Origin of the sequence: Herpetosiphon gulosus, assembly GCF_039545135.1 — a bacterium.
In the GTDB taxonomy this organism is placed as follows: Bacteria; Chloroflexota; Chloroflexia; order Chloroflexales; family Herpetosiphonaceae; genus Herpetosiphon; species Herpetosiphon gulosus.
Genome location: NZ_BAABRU010000002.1, coordinates 286,844 through 303,653, shown reverse-complemented (window position 1 = coordinate 303,653; position 16,810 = coordinate 286,844). Strand labels below are relative to the sequence as shown.

Sequence of the window (16,810 nt, the reverse complement as noted above, 5' to 3'; positions counted from 1 at the left end):
AAATACCGCGCACAGACGCTGAGGCGGGGTCACTCGGTATTGTAACACATTGCACAAAGGAGCGTCAAACGCATAGTACAGCGATTTTTTGCCTTTATAAAGGGCTATTTCGCAATTCGACCATGCCAGTTTTTGGCTAATTTGGCTGTTTTTTCAGCTATGCGCTTGGCTCGCTTTGCTCAGATTCGGGGTCTAAATGCCACAACGAAAAGAATTCTTTGTCTTGATCGGCACGATGCACATAGACTTCCCCCAAATAGGAAATGGCATTTGGCCGTTGGCAATCTAAACAACGATAAATATCATATTTGAAACGCGTACTCACCGGATTGGAAACTGTCGCATTGACTTCATAGGCATCAGTGTTATGGCTGCCACACCAGGCACATTCGACCGGATAAATCACCACCCACAGCGAGCGCCGAAACCGACGCGGCGATTCACGTACCTTGCGCCGCACAATTCGGTCGGGCCAGCGAATATCCACCATTGCCTCACGACAGGTCGGGCAACGCCGTAGCTCATGCTGCAAGGTCACTTGCGGATTGACCACCGTAATAATTTCGCCAGCCAAAACTGGCCCACGATACTCACACCATAAACAGCCTTCAGGTTTCTGATTCATATAGGCCTCATCGTTTGATCAATCAGTTTGATAATGCGTAATTATACCTACGATAAGCTGAGCGACTAGTTTTTAATTTAACCACGAAGAGCGCGAAGAACGCTAAGGGTTAATTATTTGGATGTCTGAAGTACCAGCCAATGCCCGAGAACAAGCCTCCCTTCGTGCCCTTCGTGCGCTTCGTGGATACAAAACTAAATTCCTCTTAAATAAAAACCCCCTGCACAGAAACCAATCATGTGCAGGGGAGCAGTAATCAATCCAATTAATCGTGGAGCGCTGTCAGATGTTGATCAACCAAGCGGGCCAATTCGCCCACGGTTTCACGATCAAAGGCAAATTTTGCCCCAGCCGCAGCAAACAATTGGCTCAGGGGTTTGGTATTACCCAAGGCCAAAGCTGAACGATATTGAGCCACCGCTTGGGCTTGATCATTCATCGCATTGCGCCAAACTTGTTGTGCACCCAATTGGGCCAAGCCATATTCAACATAATACAGCGGTGCTTCAAAAATATGCTGCTTGCGATGCCAACCTGTAGTATGCACATCCTCCAAGCCACTCCAATCAACGACGCTCATAAAGCGCTGATAGAGATCTTTCCAAACAGCATCAAGCTGCTCGGCAGTTACATCTTCGGGCGCTTCGATATAGACCCAGTGTTGGAAGGCATCGACGGTTGCCATATATGGCAAGAAGTTGAGCATGCTCCAAAGATGCTCAGCGCGAGCGCGCCGAGCATCGGTTTCGCTGTAGAAGCCACCTTGATCCTTGGACAAATAGGGTGCTGCCAACAATTCCATAGCCATCGAAGCCACTTCGCAGAATTCAGTTGGCCCATCGTAATTCCAAATTAGGCCGTTGGTTGCTGATGATTCCATAAAGTGGAATGCATGGCCACCTTCGTGCAACATCGTTTGGACATCATCATGAGTGCCAACCGCATTCATGAAAATGTAGGGCACTTTGGAAACAAACATACCGCCGCAATAGCCGCCAGGCGCTTTACCAGGCCGCGATGCCAAATCGAGCCAGCCGTCACGCATGCGGGTGTATTGCGCTCCCAACTCAGGATCAACTCGATCGAAGATCGTTTGGCAGACGCTTTCCAGCTCATCGGCATGCTGGAAGGGAGTTAAGGCGGGGCGCGATTGTGAATCGACCATCATATCCCAAGGCCGCAAGCTATCAACGCCTAATTCCTGCTGGCGCACGGTCAACCATTTTTCAACCAAGGGCACAACTTCATGCTCGATTGCATCGTGGAAAGTACGGCAATCGGCGGGCGTGTAATCGAAGCGGCCATACAAATCCCACACGTAATCCAAGTAGCTGGCTTTGTTGGCGTTGGTGGCAATTTGGCGGCGCAGCTTAAGTTGCTTGAGATAAATCTCGTTGAAGGCAGCGCGATCGTGTAAGAAGCGGCTGTAGTAGGCATTAAACGCAGCTTCGCGAATACTACGATCAGGGTCGCTAAATAGCTTGACCACTGCTTGCATGGTCAGGGTTTCGCCTTGCCACTCAACGCTCATTGCGCCCATCAACTTGCTAAATTCGGCGCTCAAGCGATCAACTTCGGTCAGCAGCGCCACATTTGCTTCACGGAACAAATTGGCTTCAGCATGAAACCGCCGCAGCATTTCTTGCATTTCGACTGGCAACAACGCTGGATCAAGTGCCAAGATTTTTTCTTTGAGAATTTGGGCGGCAACTTTAGATTTAGGGGTTAACTCCTCAATCGTGTAGAGGTACAGCTCTTCGGCAGCCTGATCTTGGGTATTTTCGGTCATCGCCCGATAGGCCTTGAAGCCAAATTCTTGTAGATGGGCTTCCAACTCACTCCAACGGCCTAACCAAGCAGTTGCATTGGCAGCCGTAAGCTCCTCGGCTGCAAGTGAATCGTAGTAGGGCTGAACTGTTGCCCAATCGCGTGGGTCAATCTTCAAACTCATGCCAGAACTCCTTGCTAGATTGTTGCTACTCTCAAAGGGCTAAACCACCGCAAAAACCTACACAAACAAAAAATCGCCCTCGTGGAGGGCGATTTGCGAGTGGTGGGCGGTACTGGACTCGAACCAGTGACCTCCACGATGTCAACGTGGCGCTCTAACCAACTGAGCTAACTGCCCACGCGCCCGCGTATACTACCATAGCTCTCAGCTTTTTGCAAATTCAAGGCTTTGCTCAACTGGCTGACGTTGAGCCAAACGTACTCGCAAGCCATGTTTCACGCCTAGGGTAATTTGAGGATCGTACTCGACCCGCTGGGTTGGATCAAGTGTGAAATCGTAATGCTGCATAATTGTCGCCAGCAATAATTGGGCTTCCATCATGGCAAAAACGTTGCCAATGCACACCCGTGAGCCAGCCCCAAAGGGAATATAGGCATATTTATGGCGGGCGCGTTCTTGATCCGAGCTAAATCGCTCAGGATCGAAGCGCTCTGGTTCAGGCCAATAGCGCGGATTATGATGCATGGCATAGGGTGAAACCATGGCTGCTTGGCGAGGGGTGATCGTTTGGCCAAGCACGGTAATATTTTCAGTTGGCACTCGCGCACTCAAGGCATAAGCAGGCGGATACATGCGTAAGGTTTCTTTGATCACCATTTCAGTATAGGGCAATTTTTGCAAATCTTGCAAGGTCACTGGGCGACCTTGTAATACCTCATCAACTTCGGCTTGCAGGCGTTGGCGCACCTCTGGAGCTTGGCTCAGCAAGTAGCTACACCAGGTTAAGGTATTGGCAGTAGTTTCGTGGCCAGCTAAAAACAGCGTTACCACTTCATCCCGCACTTGTTGGTCAGTCATACCTTGACCATTGCCATCGTCGATTGAAAGCAACAACATCGACAAGAGATCACCAGTATCCTCGCCACTGGCACGGCGCTCACGAATCACCCGCTGCACCACTTGATCGATTTGTTTGCTGGCATGTTCCAGCGCCCGATTAGCCCGCGTTGGAATCCAGCGAGGCAACGGCAAACTTTGCTCCGAGATGATTGTAAAGTTAACCTGAATATCTTCCATGGCTTGGCTAACTTGGCGTACTTCTTGTTCGCTGATATCGGCATTGAAGAGGGTTTTGGTCACAATCGTCAGGGTCAATTCCATCATGGCCTGATCCATATCCAGAATCGCGCCATCATGCCAGCGTTCGAGCATGGCTTGGGTATGCTCAACCATGGTTTCAGCGTAGGCCTGAATGCGTTTCATATGAAATGCAGGCTGGACTAGTTTGCGCTGCTTTTGGTGATCAGCGCCATCATTGCTGAGCAAACCATTGCCTAAAAAGCGCGAAAGCAACTCGCGATCGCCGCCATTTTTGCGCACCTTATCGCGATTGGTCACCAGCAGCTCTTGAATCCCTGCTGGATCATTGACCAGATAGACTCGAAACGGCCCCATGCGACAGGTGGTGAAATCGCCAAAACTAGCCAGATATTCGAAAAAGCCCAATGGGCCATATTTATGTAAATCGCGTCGACTGCCACCGAGGCGCGTTCCTTTGGGGCCAGGTAACATCTTAACCGTCATGTGCCACCTCCAGGCTCTATTGCCGTTGTTAAATCATTGTTCATTGAAAATGTTGAGTTTGTTCGCCGCAAACTTTATTTATGAATTTCGTTCATAAATAATAGCGAGAGTGATGCACAAATGCAAGAGGCATTGGATGAACAAATGTTAAGAGAAATTCGCGGCGGTTATAGGCAGTTTTGAGCATGCAAGCTACCCAAGGTAGTAAGCCTAAAGCCAAGTAATTACCCTTGAGTAGGCCATAAAAACGGGACTTTTGCGGCACATTTGTTTCTTGACGCTGAATCTTGCGATTGCTATAATTGAAAAGCCGAAGTAGCAACGGCACTTCCTCTTAAACCATCCTCTGGCAGTACATATTCACAAAGCTTATCAACCTGCCAGAACAATTGCCGTGCTTTGGTGTTGGCTCATTTTCAGTCGGCTTTGTCCGCGTTCCTCGGTATCTATCGGCGGACCCCACCCCTCCGTCGTCGCTCTGTTCCCGCCGCGTGGCGGTGATGTAGGAGGCCAACTATGACGACTCCCTCCGGCTCGCAACTGATGTCCTTGCTGAGTACCTTACAAGATCAGCAAAACTATCAGAATCTCAATTGGGCTGGCTCTTTCCAGGATTACTTGGACATCGTGGCCAGTAATCCTAAGGTCACCCGCAATGCCTTCCAACGGATCTACGACATGATTATGTCGTATGGCTTGGAAGAGTTCATCGATGCCAAGAAGAAGTTAATTCGTTATAACTTCTTTACCACCAACGAATTTGACGAGCAAGATGCCATCTTTGGCTTGGAAATCCCATTAATGCGCTTGGTTAATTTTTTCAAGGCTGCGGCTCACGGCTATGGCACAGAAAAACGGGTGTTGTTGCTGCATGGTCCAGTTGGCTCAGCCAAATCAACCATCGCCCGCCGACTGAAACGTGGTCTCGAACGCTATTCACGCAGTGAGGAAGGTGCGCTGTATACGTTCGATTGGTTTTTAGGCGATATCGAAGATCTCGATGCTGGTAAAGTAAAGGATGCCGATTGGGACCCCTGCCCAATGCACGAAGATCCACTGCACTTGATTCCGATGGAAATGCGCGAAGCATTTTTAAATGAATTCAATGCCAACCTCGAACCAGACGATCATATTACGATTAGTGGCGATCTTGATCCTTCTTGTCGCTATAATTTCCGCGATTTGATGCGCCGTTACAATGGCGATTTTGCCAAAGTGCTGCGCCATGTCCGGGTGCGTCGCTTTGTCTTTTCTGAACAAGATCGCGTCGGTATCGGTACATTTCAACCAAAGGATGAAAAGAATCAAGATAGCACTGAATTAACTGGCGATATCAATTATCGCAAGATTGCTATTTATGGTTCTGATAGCGATCCACGGGCATTTAGCTTCGACGGTGAATTTAATATTGCCAATCGTGGCATTATTGAGTTTGTTGAAATGCTTAAGCTCGACACAGCATTTTTATACGATTTACTCGGTGCTTCACAAGAGCATCGGATTAAATCGAAGAAATTTGCGCAAACTCATATCGATGAAGTTATCGTTGGGCATACAAATGAACCAGAATTCCGTAAACTTGAAAATAATGAGTTTATGGAAGCCCTAAAAGATCGTACTGTACGAATTGATATTCCATATATTACGCGATTGCGTGATGAAATTCGAATTTACGAAAAGGATTTCAATTCGGAGAATGTACGAGTACACATCGCGCCACATACGATTGAAGTTGCTGCGATGTGGGCGATTTTAACCCGGCTTGAAGAACCAAAACGCGCAAACTTGACTTTATTGCAAAAGATGAAGCTCTACAATGGGAAATCATTGCCTGGCTTCACTGAAGATAATATCAAAGAATTGCGCAAAGAATCACGACGTGAAGGCATGGAAGGCATCTCACCACGCTATATTCAAGACAAAATTAGTAATGCCTTGGTCAATTACCAAAGTGATGGCGGAATCAATCCATTTATGGTGATGAATGAGCTAGAAAGTGGCCTCAAAACTCACTCATTAATTACCAATGAAGAAGATCGTAAACGTTATCGTGAATTACTGGCAATCGTCAAGGAAGAGTACGCTGATATTGTTAAAAATGAAGTTCAACGCGCTATTTCTGCTGATGAAGAGGCCATCAAGCGTTTGTGCGCCAATTACATCGACAATATCAAAGCCTACACCCAACGTGAAAAAGTGCGTAATAAATTCACTGGAGCCTACGAAGAGCCAGATGAACGGCTAATGCGCTCGATCGAAGAAAAGATCGATATTCCCGATAATCGTAAAGATGATTTCCGGCGCGAAATTATGAATTACATCGGAGCATTAGCAATCGAAGGCAAAACCTTTGATTATCGCACGAATGAACGACTTCATCGGGCCTTGGAATTAAAACTCTTTGAGGATCAAAAAGACAGCATCAAGCTAACCAGTTTAGTTTCAAGCGTTGTCGATAAAGATACTCAAGAAAAAATCGATGTAGTCAAAACCCGCTTAATTCGCGATTTTGGCTATAACGATCAAAGTGCTACCGATGTGCTGAATTATGTCGCGAGTATTTTCGCTCGTGGCGATGCGACTCAGCGCAAGTAGGCTCGGACACAGCGAACGGGTTCGATCAGGCATCCGTTCGCTTGGGTGCGTTCCTTCCACTAACAATCAACGGTGAGCCTATGCAACGAGTTGAACGTGATCTCAATCGCTTCCGCCAAATTGTGCGGGGCAAAATTAAGAAAGATCTACGCAAATATATTTCCCACGGCGAGATGATTGGCCGCCAAGGTAAACGCTTGGTCTCGATTCCTGTGCCATCAATCGACTTACCACGCTTTCGCTTTGGCAAAAATCAAGGTGGGGTTGGGCAGGGCGAGGGCGATAACGGCGACCCGATCGGGCGCGGCGATGGCTCGCAACCAGGTGCAGGCGAGGCTGGCGAAGATTCGGGCCAACATTCGCTTGATGTCGAAATGACCATCGAAGAACTGGCGCAGTTGTTGGGCGAAGAACTACAATTGCCCAATATCCAACCCAAAGGTAGCAAGAATATTATCTCGCAAAAAGATAAATATTCGGGCATTACCAAGGTTGGCCCAAACTCGCTGCGCCACTTCAAACGCTCCTTCCGCGAAGCCCTCAAACGCCAAGTCGCCTCTGGTCAGTACGATCCTGATGATCCGGTGGTGGTGCCAATTCGCGATGACATGCGCTTTCGCACCTGGAAAACCACCGAAATGCCTGAAAGCAACGCCGTGATCATCTACAGCATGGATGTTTCTGGCTCGATGGGTCAGGAGCAAAAGGAGTTGGTACGGGTAACTGCATTTTGGATTGAAACCTGGCTGCGTTCCCAATACAAACATCTGGAAATGCGCTACATCGTGCACGACGCAGCGGCTAAAGAGGTCACTCAGGATATTTTCTATCGCATCCGCGAGGGTGGCGGAACCAAAATTTCGTCGGCCTATCGCTTGGTGTTGAAACTGATCGAGGAGCATTATTCGCCCGACGAGTGGAATATTTATCCCTTCCATTTTTCCGATGGCGATAACTGGGGCGGTGGCGATACGCGTGAGTGTGTTGAGCTACTGCGCAACCAAATTTTGCCCAAAGTCAACCTTTTCTGTTACGGCCAAGTGCGTTCATTGTATGGATCTGGGCGTTTTGCCCATGATCTGAACGAAAATTTTCGAGCCAATGAAACCATGGTCGTTTCCGAAATTGCCGATCGCGACGATATTTACAATGCAATCAAAGCCTTTTTAGGGAAAGGCAAATAGAAAGTCAAAAGGCAGAAGTCAAAAATCAAAATATAAATATATGCTTAAATTAGTCATTTAAGTTGTATATTTGTATTATTCACATAGTAGTAAGACAATTAGAGAAGGCAGAAGTCAAAAATCAAAATACGAACATGCATACTTGATCAACATAATCATCTTTATTCATGTTCGTATTTTCACAGCAGAGAGGCAAGAATGGAGCGGCAAGATTTACAAGCACGCACGAAACAGTTTGCTCTGCACATTATTCAATTAGTTAATTTCATCCCTAATTCACTAGCAGGGCGAGTTCTGGCTCAACAAATTCTCCGTTCAGGAACCTCTGTTGGGGCTAACTATCGTGAAGCTTGCCGTGCTCGTTCAGCGGCTGAATTTATTTCGAAAACCAATATCGCTTTACAAGAACTAGAAGAAACGCGTTATTGGCTTGAATTACTGCAAGAATCAACGCTATTAAATCATCGGCAATGTAATCATCTCGTTGATGAAGTTCAGCAATTAATCGCTATTTTTGTTACCGTTATTAAACGTAAAAAACAACATTCTAGTCCCGATACTTCCGTTTAATTTCATTCCTTCATTATATTTTTTAGATCTCGCCTTCTGATTTTTGATTTTTGCCTTCTGACTTTCAAAGAGAGGTTCTATGCCACTCAGCAACAACGATTTACCCCTCAACTTACAAAAAGCTTGGGAGCAAATTGATGGCCATGCCAAACGTTATGGTCTCGATTACTACCCAATTGTTTATCAGATCCTTGATTATAATACACTCTATGAAGTTGCTGCGATGGGTGGATTTCCAACGCGTTACCCACATTGGCGCTTCGGAATGGAATATGATCAATTAATTAAGGGGCATGTGTATGGGTTAAGCATCATTTATGAAATGGTGATTAATACGAATCCAGTTTATGCCTATTTGCTCGAAGGCAATATGATTGTTGATCAGAAAACGGTGATGGCGCACGTTGCAGGTCATGCCGATTTCTTCAAGAATAATATGTGGTTTGCTCCAACCAATCGTAAAATGCTCGATACCATGGCCAATCATGCCGGACGAATACAACGCTATATCGACCGTTATGGCTACGAAACGGTTGAAGCATTTATTGATACCTGTTTATCAATTGAGAACTTAATCGATTATCATTCACCATACATTAATCGCCCAGAAGCCCAAACCAGCCAACCAATCGTTGAAGATGACGATATTGAAGTTGCTGAAGGTCTGCCGTTTGAACGTTCGTATATGAAGGATTTTATTAATCCACCAGAATTTTTACGCCAGCAACGCGAAAAACTCTTAGAAGAACAGCAAAAAATGCGTAAATTCCCTGAGAATCCGCAAAAGGATGTGCTGTTGTTCTTGATGAATTATGCGCCGCTTGATCGTTGGCAGCATAATATTTTGGAAATTGTGCGCGACGAGGCCTATTACTTCGCTCCACAAGGCATGACCAAAATTATCAATGAAGGTTGGGCCAGCTTTTGGCATAGCCGGATTATGACCACTCACGCCGCCGAAACTTCGGAAATTATCGATTTTGCCGACCATCACGCGGGGATTGTGGCAGCCCATCCAGGCCGACTAAACCCCTATCGTTTGGGTTTGCTGCTCCTGCGCGATATCGAAGATCGTTGGAATCGCGGGCGCTTTGGCAAGGATTGGGAGCAATGCGACGATATGCGCGAGAAGCGCGAATGGGATCTTAAGCTTGGCAAAGGCTTGGAAAAAGTCTTCGAGGTGCGGCGTTTCCATAACGATATTACCTTTCTCGACGAGTTTCTTACGCCTGAATTTTGCGTCGAGAACAAATTATTTACGTTCAAACACAATAATGACACCGATTTGTATGAAATCGTCAATCGCGATTTTGGGGCAATTAAATCACAATTACTCAGTGGTTTGACCAATTTCGGCCAACCTTATATTTATGTTGAAGATGGCAATTACAATAATCGTGGTGAATTGTATTTGCGCCATCGCCATGAAGGCAGCGATTTGCGCATGGATTATGCTCGTGACACGCTCAAGCATATTCATACAATCTGGACACGTCCGGTCAATCTTGAAACAGTACTCGATGATAAAAAACGTTTATTGACCTTCGACGGTAAAGAATACAGCGAACGCCGCATTGATTAAGCAACCAAAACACCACACAGCATTTAAAAATATCGTAGATGCTGTGTGGTGTTTTAATGCCCAAGGAAATAGCAAAATGGCTATTGGCAGTGGGCTTGGTCTGCGTTCAACGGCGCACCCCAACGATACTTCCGGCCCAAAACCACTGTTGCACATCATCAATACCAAGGTTATGCTGTTGTAGCGCACGATTGAGGCTAGCTTGACGCTCAGCGGGCAGATTGTCCAGCCACATTTCTTCTTTATCAATGCGCAAACGGCTTAGCCCACATTCACGCAACAAATCGGTTAAATTGCGTTCGCTATAAAAGCGAATTGAATGAGCAATCCATTGTTGGACAACTTGCTCAACAAACGAGCGACCTGGCTCTTCCTCGGGTAACAAAGCACTGCGCAAGAGCAATTGGCCATCGAGCGCCAATGCATCAGCCAAATATTCCACGAAGGCATGCTCATCGGGCATAAATTGAATCACTTGGGCTGCTACAATAATATCGACTCCGCTGCGCGGCAAATCAAACTCACGCCAATCGGCAACCCCAAACTGAATTGAGTTGATGCCTGCTTGGGTGGCGGCTTGACGTGCTTTGGCAATTTGCTCAGGCGAAATATCAATCGCAATAATTTCGGCATCGGGCCAAGCTTGGGCTAGGGCAATCGCGACTTGGCCTTGCCCACAACCAACATCAAATACCCGAGGCTTGGCCGCAATCGGCTGGCTTTGAAGCAAATGTAATACATCAACGGGCCGCACAAAACTTGTGCCAACTGGAATAGTGGCATAATGGCGAATAAGATCCGATTCATGCATTGACTTTGCTCCTTCTAATGCTTAAGGGCGATGCGCAACGAACCCTCATCATATATCGTAGTATCACCTAGAATTATCACAAGAAGATGATCAATGCAATGCTGATTTGCAATAATCGGCTAGCTAGGTGTGTGTGGAGCAATAATCTATGACCGCAATTCAGGTTGAGAACCTCGTAAAAATCTATGGCCCCTTGCGAGCCGTCGATGGGATTAGCTTCGAAGTAGCTAAGGGCGAGGTCTTTGGGATGCTTGGGCCAAACGGTGCCGGCAAAAGTACAACTACCGAAATGATCGAGGGCTTACGCAAGCCCGACGCTGGCAACATTCATGTTTTGGGTCACGATGTATTGAAGAATATCGAGCCAATCAAGCAACGGATTGGAATTCAGCTACAAACAACATCGTTATTTCAAAAATTAACCACCCGCGAATTGGTTAAATTATTTGCCTCGTTTTTTAAACATACGCTGCCCGTTGATGAAGTGATTAGCTTGGTTAACCTAGAAGAAAAAGTTAACACGGCCTCAAAAGATCTTTCAGGTGGCCAACGCCAACGGCTTGCCGTGGCAATTGCCTTGATTAATGATCCCGACATTATCTTCCTCGATGAGCCAACGACTGGGCTAGACCCACAGGCGCGGCGCTCGATGTGGGATGTTGTATCCAATTTGCAAAAACGCGGTAAGACGGTCTTTTTGACTACCCACTATATGGAAGAAGCCGAGCGTTTATGCGATCGGGTGGCCGTGGTTGATCATGGCAAAATTATCGCTTTGGGCAAACCACAAACCCTGATTCACGATAACTTCAATGAAACCGCGTTGGAATTCTCCGATGATGAGCGCTTACCTGAAGCGTTGTTGGCAAACTTGCCAGCAGTTGAGCGGGTGCAAAATGAAGATGGCATCACCACGCTCTATTCAACTGGCGTTGCTCGTACCACCAATGCGCTGATGGCCTTGGTTGAGCAACAACAAACCGAGCTACGCGGCTTTACGATTCGCGCTGCAACCTTGGAAGATGTGTTTTTGAAATTGACTGGTCGGCGGATTCGCGACTAAGTGTGGGAGCAACCAAATAATGTTTGTGCAACTCTATTTATCGCAATGGCGCGAATTTTCCCGCGACCGGATGGCGTTGTTTTTTACGATTCTGTTTCCGCTAATTTTTATTAGCATTTTCGGCTTGCTCTATAGCGGCGGCAGCAAGTTTGACGAAAAAGTCGGGATTGTATTGGAAGATCAAGGCCCAATCGGCCCACAAATCGCCAGCGCAATCGAAGGCTTAACCCAAACTCGTGAAGGCCAAGATCCTGAGGAAAATGTCTTTTCAGATATGAAGTTCAGCCGAGGCACGGCCAGCGAGCTTGATGCTCAATTGCAAAATGGCGATCTCCAAGCTTTGGTAATTATTCCAGCAGGGCTGAGTGATAGCATCATGAGTGGTCAGCCAGCCAGCGTTACGGTCAAGGTTGATCAAACCAGTCAAGTGTTTGCGCCCTTCTTCCAAGGCGTGGTTGATAACATCATCGCATCGGTTGATCAAGGCATTACTCAATCCAAGCCAATGCTGACCATGCAGGTCCAATCGGTGCTTTCGAGCCAAATTCGTGGCATCGATTTCTTGATTCCAGGGATTTTGGCGATGTCGATTATGCAGCTTGGCCTATTTGCCACCGCCCAACCGATGATCTCTATGCGCACCCAAGGGGTGCTGAAGCGCTTGAATGCCACTCCATTGCCACGCTGGATGCTCTTGGTGAGCTATGTGGCGATGCGTTTGACGATCGGTTTGCTGCAAACCATCATCATCATTGCGGTCGGCAAACTGATGTTTGACGTGGCAATTTTGGGTAATATCTTTGTGTTGATTGGCTGGCTGTTGCTGAGCATTTTGATGTTTATTGCAATTGGCTTCTTCGTGGCAGCTATCGCCAAAACCGAAGAAAGCGGCAATGCAATTACCCAGTTGATCAACTTCCCAATGCTGTTTCTCTCTGGGGTTTTCTTCCCGGTGACTGGCTTGCCCGATTGGTTGCAAGTAGTGGTTAAGGCCTTCCCCTTGACCTACACAGTTGATGCCTTGAAGCAAGTGATGATCAACGCGCCGCCAATTAGCACACCGCTGGTCAATTTGCTGGTGCAAGCAGGCTGGTTGATCGTGATGACGGTGCTCTCAATCCGCTTCTTCAAGTGGGAAGCCCGCTAGGATGAATTATGAGAGATGAGGATGAAATCGTTTAGGGTTGTTTAACGCAGAGGCGCAGAGAATGATATAGGCTCTTGGCTACGTAGATTATCGTCTACGCTTAGCCAAGAGCCTTATTTTAGCTACACAATCGAATCTTGTGATTAAATTTTTTATGCCCTGTTTCAAAATTAAACCCTAATTGACACTCCATCTGATTTTTGGTAGGATTTTGTTGAGTAGATTGAGTGCAGAAATGGTTGGTATTTCCTCGTGCTAACCTCTGTTTACCTCATCACTTAGAATGATTTATTTCTGGCTTGGATTACACTATCACTGGTAATGCAATGAAGCGATTCATTCTATTTACTGATTGAATCTTCTAGCCTTAAAATCGCAGAGGCTACCTCATGACAACGAGTTCTTCAGCAATTCAAGAACGTCATCTCTGGCGGTATTGGATGGCGCTTATAGGAAGTTTTGGTTATTTCGCGCTCAGTGATTGGTTGATGTACGTTGTTTTTGGAGCTTGGCCATTCTACATGGTTAGTACGGCATTGTTCTTTGTAATCCAATGGTGGCTACTCATACCACATCCCGATGCAGTTCGATGGATTATTGGCAGTATTACTGTGTTCATAATCAACGCACTATTCATCGGCTCTTGGTTTGACCCGCTCCTTTTTACAGAACTCGCAGAACTCCATCAGACATCCCTCTCATGGATCACCAATACAGGGCTATTTATAATCCACAAGGTTATTGTGAGTGGACTCTTGGGACTTATGATTGGATGTACTCAAGCCATTACGCTTCCTACACATTATCGGCGTAGGTGGTGGATTATAGGCACCACAATCGCCTATGGGTTCTCTGGCCTCGGACTTCTATTCTTCCTACCTTAGCAAGATAACTCTGGTCAAGCATAATAGTTTCAGCTCACCCTAGATATTTTCCTGCCAACAAGCAGCGGTATCCCATCGATCAGAAGTTATAGGATTTTTGATGGGCAAGGGTTTTGATAACAAGGCTAAGTTTCGATTAGCTCCTAAAACAATCAATGAATGAGAAGAGGTTACATGATTAAGCTATTTACACATCCTAGGGTACAACAATTTATTCGACCAAGCTTAATTATTATAGCCCTCGTTAGTTTCATTCAATTTACTATTACCTATGGAATTCTTGTTGCGCTCGGGAAACATACCCTTGATTTTCCATCATTCTATTGGGCTAGCGATGCATTGTTTAATCGTAATATTTCCCCTTATAATATTGACTATATTCAAAAAAATACAGGCCTCGCTGTCTATCCTTTTATCTATGCGCCACCAAGCATTCTTTTCTTTTATCCACTTTCCCTATTCCGTTATGAACACGCTCTACTTATTCATTTAATTATCAACCATATTTCAGTAATAATATTTATTATACTTTTAAACAAAGTTTTTAATTATAGGAATCCATCAAATCAATCACTATTAATAGTAATAATGATATATAATTCATACCCGATTATGCAAAACATTTATTTCGGCCAAATAAATACACTCATAATTATAGCATTGTTATTATTTATTACAGTAAAAGATGATAAACCAAAAATATCATCAATTATGTTATCCTTTGCAATAGCCATAAAAATATATCCAATTATTATTATTAGTTCATAGAAAATATAAAATAATAGCTAATACAATCATTTCAATGAGTATTATTTTAACTATATCGATACTTTTTATCCCAAAATTTGTATGGAACGATTGGTTTGTCAATATTATCCCTAATGGAGGTTATGGTAAATCGCCAAAAGGATTGCCTGATCCAGCGTATAGCTATAATAAAGGCTTTAACGGCTTTTTTTCAAGAATTTTCACAAATCAACAAGATTCATATCAAATTATGAATTATCCTTTATTGGCTAAAGTAATCACGTATATCATTTGTATAATATTATGTATTATTACAATTTTCATTATATGTAAATATTTAAATAAAAAAGAAGATATGGCTATTGAAAAAATCATATTCATTACAATGCCTCTAATCTTTATGATTGCACCTGTTTCATGGAATCTTCATCTTATAACGTTATATCCAACAATAATTTACTTATTCAGGATATTCTATAATGGATTTACAAATAAGATAAACTTCAAATTAATACTGGTCTTTTTAATCACCCTATTTTTCTCCATGCAATCAAACTCAGATATTTCGTTATTTTTCGTATTTATATTATGGGTTATGATGTTAGAAGTGATTATTAAACAACAATCTTTACCTAAGCTCGAGCTTAGAGCCAATCAGAGAACCCAAATCAATCAGTCCATATGAATTTTGAGGTTAGCTTCATCCCGCATGTTTGCCCCAGACCGCTGCGTTAAGAATCTGCATTCATCCCTCATAATTCATCCTTCATCCTTGCTTAAAACAGGCTACAATACATCCAATCAACTCTTTTGTGTGAGGCTTTTGCTGATGACAAACTTAAACGTTGGCGATCTTGCGCCAGAATTTGAATTGCCCGCCGATAATGGTGCAACGATTCGCCTGAGCGATTTTCGCGGCAAGCGCGTGGTGCTTTATTTTTATCCCAAAGATGATACACCTGGCTGCACCACCCAAGCCTGTGGTTTTCGCGATGCCTATCCGCAAATCGAGGAGCAAAACGCTGTCGTGATCGGGGTCAGCCCAGATTCGGTGGCTTCGCACCAAAAATTCAAAACCAAGTTTGATTTGCCATTTTTGCTGGTAGCCGACGAACAACATAGCCTCGCTGAGGCCTACGGGGTTTGGGGCGAGAAGTCAATGTATGGCAAAAAATATATGGGCGTAACTCGTTCGCACTTTATCATCGACGAAAACGGCTATTTAATCGATGTTCAAGGCAAAATCAGCCCCGCCGATAGTGTCAGTGGTGCGTTGAAGTTGCTGATTAAATAAGCTTTTATACCCCAACTCAGGCTTGTTTGAGTTGGGGTGTTTTAGGTTAAATAGAAAGTTGTATGGCAAAACGAAAATTTTATGCAGTAGTCAAGGGTCGCCAACCTGGCATTTACAACGAGTGGTTTGGCAACGATGGTGCTGAAGCCCAAGTTAAGGGCATCGATCAGGCGGTTTTCAAGGGGTTTGCTAGCTTTGCAGATGCCGAAGCATGGTATCGCGAGCGGGCTGGCCGTGCGCCCCAACGCATTCCTCAAAACGTTGATCTCACTCCAGTCAGTTTAGCAATTGATCCGCAAAAAGCCTTGGATGAAGGCAAAGTGGTCTTGTTCAGCGATGGCGGCAGCGATGGCAACCCTGGGCCTGGCGGGTATGGCGTGGTATTGCGTTCTGGCTCAGATATGCGCGAATTAACGGGCGGCTTTGCCCGCACCACCAACAACCGCATGGAATTGATGGGCGTGATTACCGGCCTGCAAGCCTTGAGCCAGCCAAGCAATGTCGTGGTTTATAGCGATTCTGCTTATGTGATCAATGGCATGCACAAAGGCTGGGCCGAGCGTTGGAGCAAGAATGGCTGGCGCACAACGACTGGCTTGGTCAAAAATCCCGATCTTTGGCAGCAATTGTTGGAGCTAGCCCAAGGTCACACGATTGAATGGGTGCAAGTGCCTGGTCATGCTGGGGTCAAGGATAACGAGCGTTGCGATCGTTTGGCGGTACAGGCAGCTCATCAGCCCAATTTACCAATCGACCAAGGCTACAGCGAATAG

General features: G+C 45.5%; 14 protein-coding genes and 1 tRNA gene. 10 read left to right on the top strand and 5 right to left on the bottom strand.

The features are described from left to right. Positions 1 to 157 precede the first annotated feature (157 nt). From ABEB26_RS03365 to ABEB26_RS03350, 4 genes are all read right to left on the bottom strand, one after another. Positions 158 to 625 carry a hypothetical protein gene (locus ABEB26_RS03365; protein ID WP_345720530.1) on the bottom strand — a complete coding sequence of 156 codons (468 nt, stop codon included), beginning with the start codon at positions 623 to 625 and terminating at the stop codon, positions 158 to 160. Positions 626 to 890: 265 nt separating this feature from the next. Next, positions 891 to 2,576, bottom strand: coding sequence for a M3 family oligoendopeptidase (locus ABEB26_RS03360; protein ID WP_345720529.1), 1,686 nt, complete (start codon positions 2,574 to 2,576; stop codon positions 891 to 893). Between the two features lie 100 nt (positions 2,577 to 2,676). Further along, positions 2,677 to 2,753, bottom strand: a tRNA-Val gene (locus ABEB26_RS03355). Between the two features lie 27 nt (positions 2,754 to 2,780). Then, positions 2,781 to 4,160, bottom strand: coding sequence for a cytochrome P450 (locus tag ABEB26_RS03350; protein WP_345720528.1), 1,380 nt, complete (start codon positions 4,158 to 4,160; stop codon positions 2,781 to 2,783). Positions 4,161 to 4,676: 516 nt separating this feature from the next. Here ABEB26_RS03350 and ABEB26_RS03345 point away from each other — a divergent pair. From ABEB26_RS03345 to ABEB26_RS03330, 4 genes are all read left to right on the top strand, one after another. After that, positions 4,677 to 6,755, top strand: a complete 2,079-nt coding sequence (locus ABEB26_RS03345) for a PrkA family serine protein kinase (RefSeq protein WP_345720527.1) — start codon at positions 4,677 to 4,679, stop codon at positions 6,753 to 6,755. Positions 6,756 to 6,835: 80 nt separating this feature from the next. Next, positions 6,836 to 7,939, top strand: coding sequence for a DUF444 family protein (locus tag ABEB26_RS03340; protein ID WP_345720526.1), 1,104 nt, complete (start codon positions 6,836 to 6,838; stop codon positions 7,937 to 7,939). A gap of 198 nt (positions 7,940 to 8,137) precedes the next feature. Next, positions 8,138 to 8,509, top strand: a complete 372-nt coding sequence (locus ABEB26_RS03335; RefSeq protein ID WP_345720525.1) for a four helix bundle protein — start codon at positions 8,138 to 8,140, stop codon at positions 8,507 to 8,509. Between the two features lie 79 nt (positions 8,510 to 8,588). Further along, a complete protein-coding gene (locus ABEB26_RS03330) occupies positions 8,589 to 10,091 on the top strand; it encodes a SpoVR family protein (RefSeq protein WP_345720524.1) in 1,503 nt (500 codons plus the stop codon). Positions 10,092 to 10,197: 106 nt separating this feature from the next. Here the strand turns inward: ABEB26_RS03330 and ABEB26_RS03325 are convergent, their stop codons facing one another. Beyond that, positions 10,198 to 10,902, bottom strand: a complete 705-nt coding sequence (locus ABEB26_RS03325) for a class I SAM-dependent methyltransferase (protein WP_345720523.1) — start codon at positions 10,900 to 10,902, stop codon at positions 10,198 to 10,200. Between the two features lie 148 nt (positions 10,903 to 11,050). On the opposite strand from ABEB26_RS03325, the gene ABEB26_RS03320 reads away from it, so the two are divergent. From ABEB26_RS03320 to rnhA, 6 genes are all read left to right on the top strand, one after another. Continuing rightward, positions 11,051 to 11,965 carry an ABC transporter ATP-binding protein gene (locus ABEB26_RS03320; protein WP_345720522.1) on the top strand — a complete coding sequence of 305 codons (915 nt, stop codon included), beginning with the start codon at positions 11,051 to 11,053 and terminating at the stop codon, positions 11,963 to 11,965. 19 nt (positions 11,966 to 11,984) lie between these two features. Further along, positions 11,985 to 13,112, top strand: coding sequence for an ABC transporter permease (locus tag ABEB26_RS03315; protein WP_345720521.1), 1,128 nt, complete (start codon positions 11,985 to 11,987; stop codon positions 13,110 to 13,112). 1,043 nt (positions 13,113 to 14,155) lie between these two features. Further along, the gene (locus ABEB26_RS26905; RefSeq protein ID WP_486348289.1) at positions 14,156 to 14,764 is read left to right on the top strand and encodes a glycosyltransferase family 87 protein; all 609 of its coding nucleotides are present in this window, start codon (positions 14,156 to 14,158) and stop codon (positions 14,762 to 14,764) included. A 34-nt stretch (positions 14,765 to 14,798) separates the two neighbouring features. Then, complete coding sequence (locus tag ABEB26_RS03310; protein ID WP_345720520.1) at positions 14,799 to 15,428, top strand: hypothetical protein; 630 nt, start codon at positions 14,799 to 14,801, stop codon at positions 15,426 to 15,428. 144 nt (positions 15,429 to 15,572) lie between these two features. Next, positions 15,573 to 16,037: a thioredoxin-dependent thiol peroxidase gene (gene bcp / locus ABEB26_RS03305; RefSeq protein WP_345720519.1), complete on the top strand. Its 465-nt coding sequence runs from the start codon at positions 15,573 to 15,575 to the stop codon at positions 16,035 to 16,037. Positions 16,038 to 16,099: 62 nt separating this feature from the next. Continuing rightward, on the top strand, positions 16,100 to 16,810 hold the full coding sequence (gene rnhA / locus ABEB26_RS03300) for a ribonuclease HI (RefSeq protein ID WP_345720518.1): 711 nt from the start codon (positions 16,100 to 16,102) through the stop codon (positions 16,808 to 16,810).

What these genes read in the sequence shown, in the direction of transcription:
- ABEB26_RS26905 (WP_486348289.1), top strand. Translation starts at nt 14,156, where the DNA reads ATGAGAAGAGGTTACATGATTAAGCTATTTACACATCCTAGGGTACAA.
- ABEB26_RS03325 (WP_345720523.1), bottom strand. Translation starts at nt 10,902, where the DNA reads ATGCATGAATCGGATCTTATTCGCCATTATGCCACTATTCCAGTTGGC.
- ABEB26_RS03350 (WP_345720528.1), bottom strand. Translation starts at nt 4,160, where the DNA reads ATGACGGTTAAGATGTTACCTGGCCCCAAAGGAACGCGCCTCGGTGGC.
- bcp (WP_345720519.1), top strand. Translation starts at nt 15,573, where the DNA reads ATGACAAACTTAAACGTTGGCGATCTTGCGCCAGAATTTGAATTGCCC.
- ABEB26_RS03345 (WP_345720527.1), top strand. Translation starts at nt 4,677, where the DNA reads ATGACGACTCCCTCCGGCTCGCAACTGATGTCCTTGCTGAGTACCTTA.
- ABEB26_RS03330 (WP_345720524.1), top strand. Translation starts at nt 8,589, where the DNA reads ATGCCACTCAGCAACAACGATTTACCCCTCAACTTACAAAAAGCTTGG.
- ABEB26_RS03320 (WP_345720522.1), top strand. Translation starts at nt 11,051, where the DNA reads ATGACCGCAATTCAGGTTGAGAACCTCGTAAAAATCTATGGCCCCTTG.
- ABEB26_RS03365 (WP_345720530.1), bottom strand. Translation starts at nt 625, where the DNA reads ATGAATCAGAAACCTGAAGGCTGTTTATGGTGTGAGTATCGTGGGCCA.
- ABEB26_RS03315 (WP_345720521.1), top strand. Translation starts at nt 11,985, where the DNA reads ATGTTTGTGCAACTCTATTTATCGCAATGGCGCGAATTTTCCCGCGAC.
- rnhA (WP_345720518.1), top strand. Translation starts at nt 16,100, where the DNA reads ATGGCAAAACGAAAATTTTATGCAGTAGTCAAGGGTCGCCAACCTGGC.
- ABEB26_RS03340 (WP_345720526.1), top strand. Translation starts at nt 6,836, where the DNA reads ATGCAACGAGTTGAACGTGATCTCAATCGCTTCCGCCAAATTGTGCGG.
- ABEB26_RS03335 (WP_345720525.1), top strand. Translation starts at nt 8,138, where the DNA reads ATGGAGCGGCAAGATTTACAAGCACGCACGAAACAGTTTGCTCTGCAC.
- ABEB26_RS03310 (WP_345720520.1), top strand. Translation starts at nt 14,799, where the DNA reads ATGAGTATTATTTTAACTATATCGATACTTTTTATCCCAAAATTTGTA.
- ABEB26_RS03360 (WP_345720529.1), bottom strand. Translation starts at nt 2,576, where the DNA reads ATGAGTTTGAAGATTGACCCACGCGATTGGGCAACAGTTCAGCCCTAC.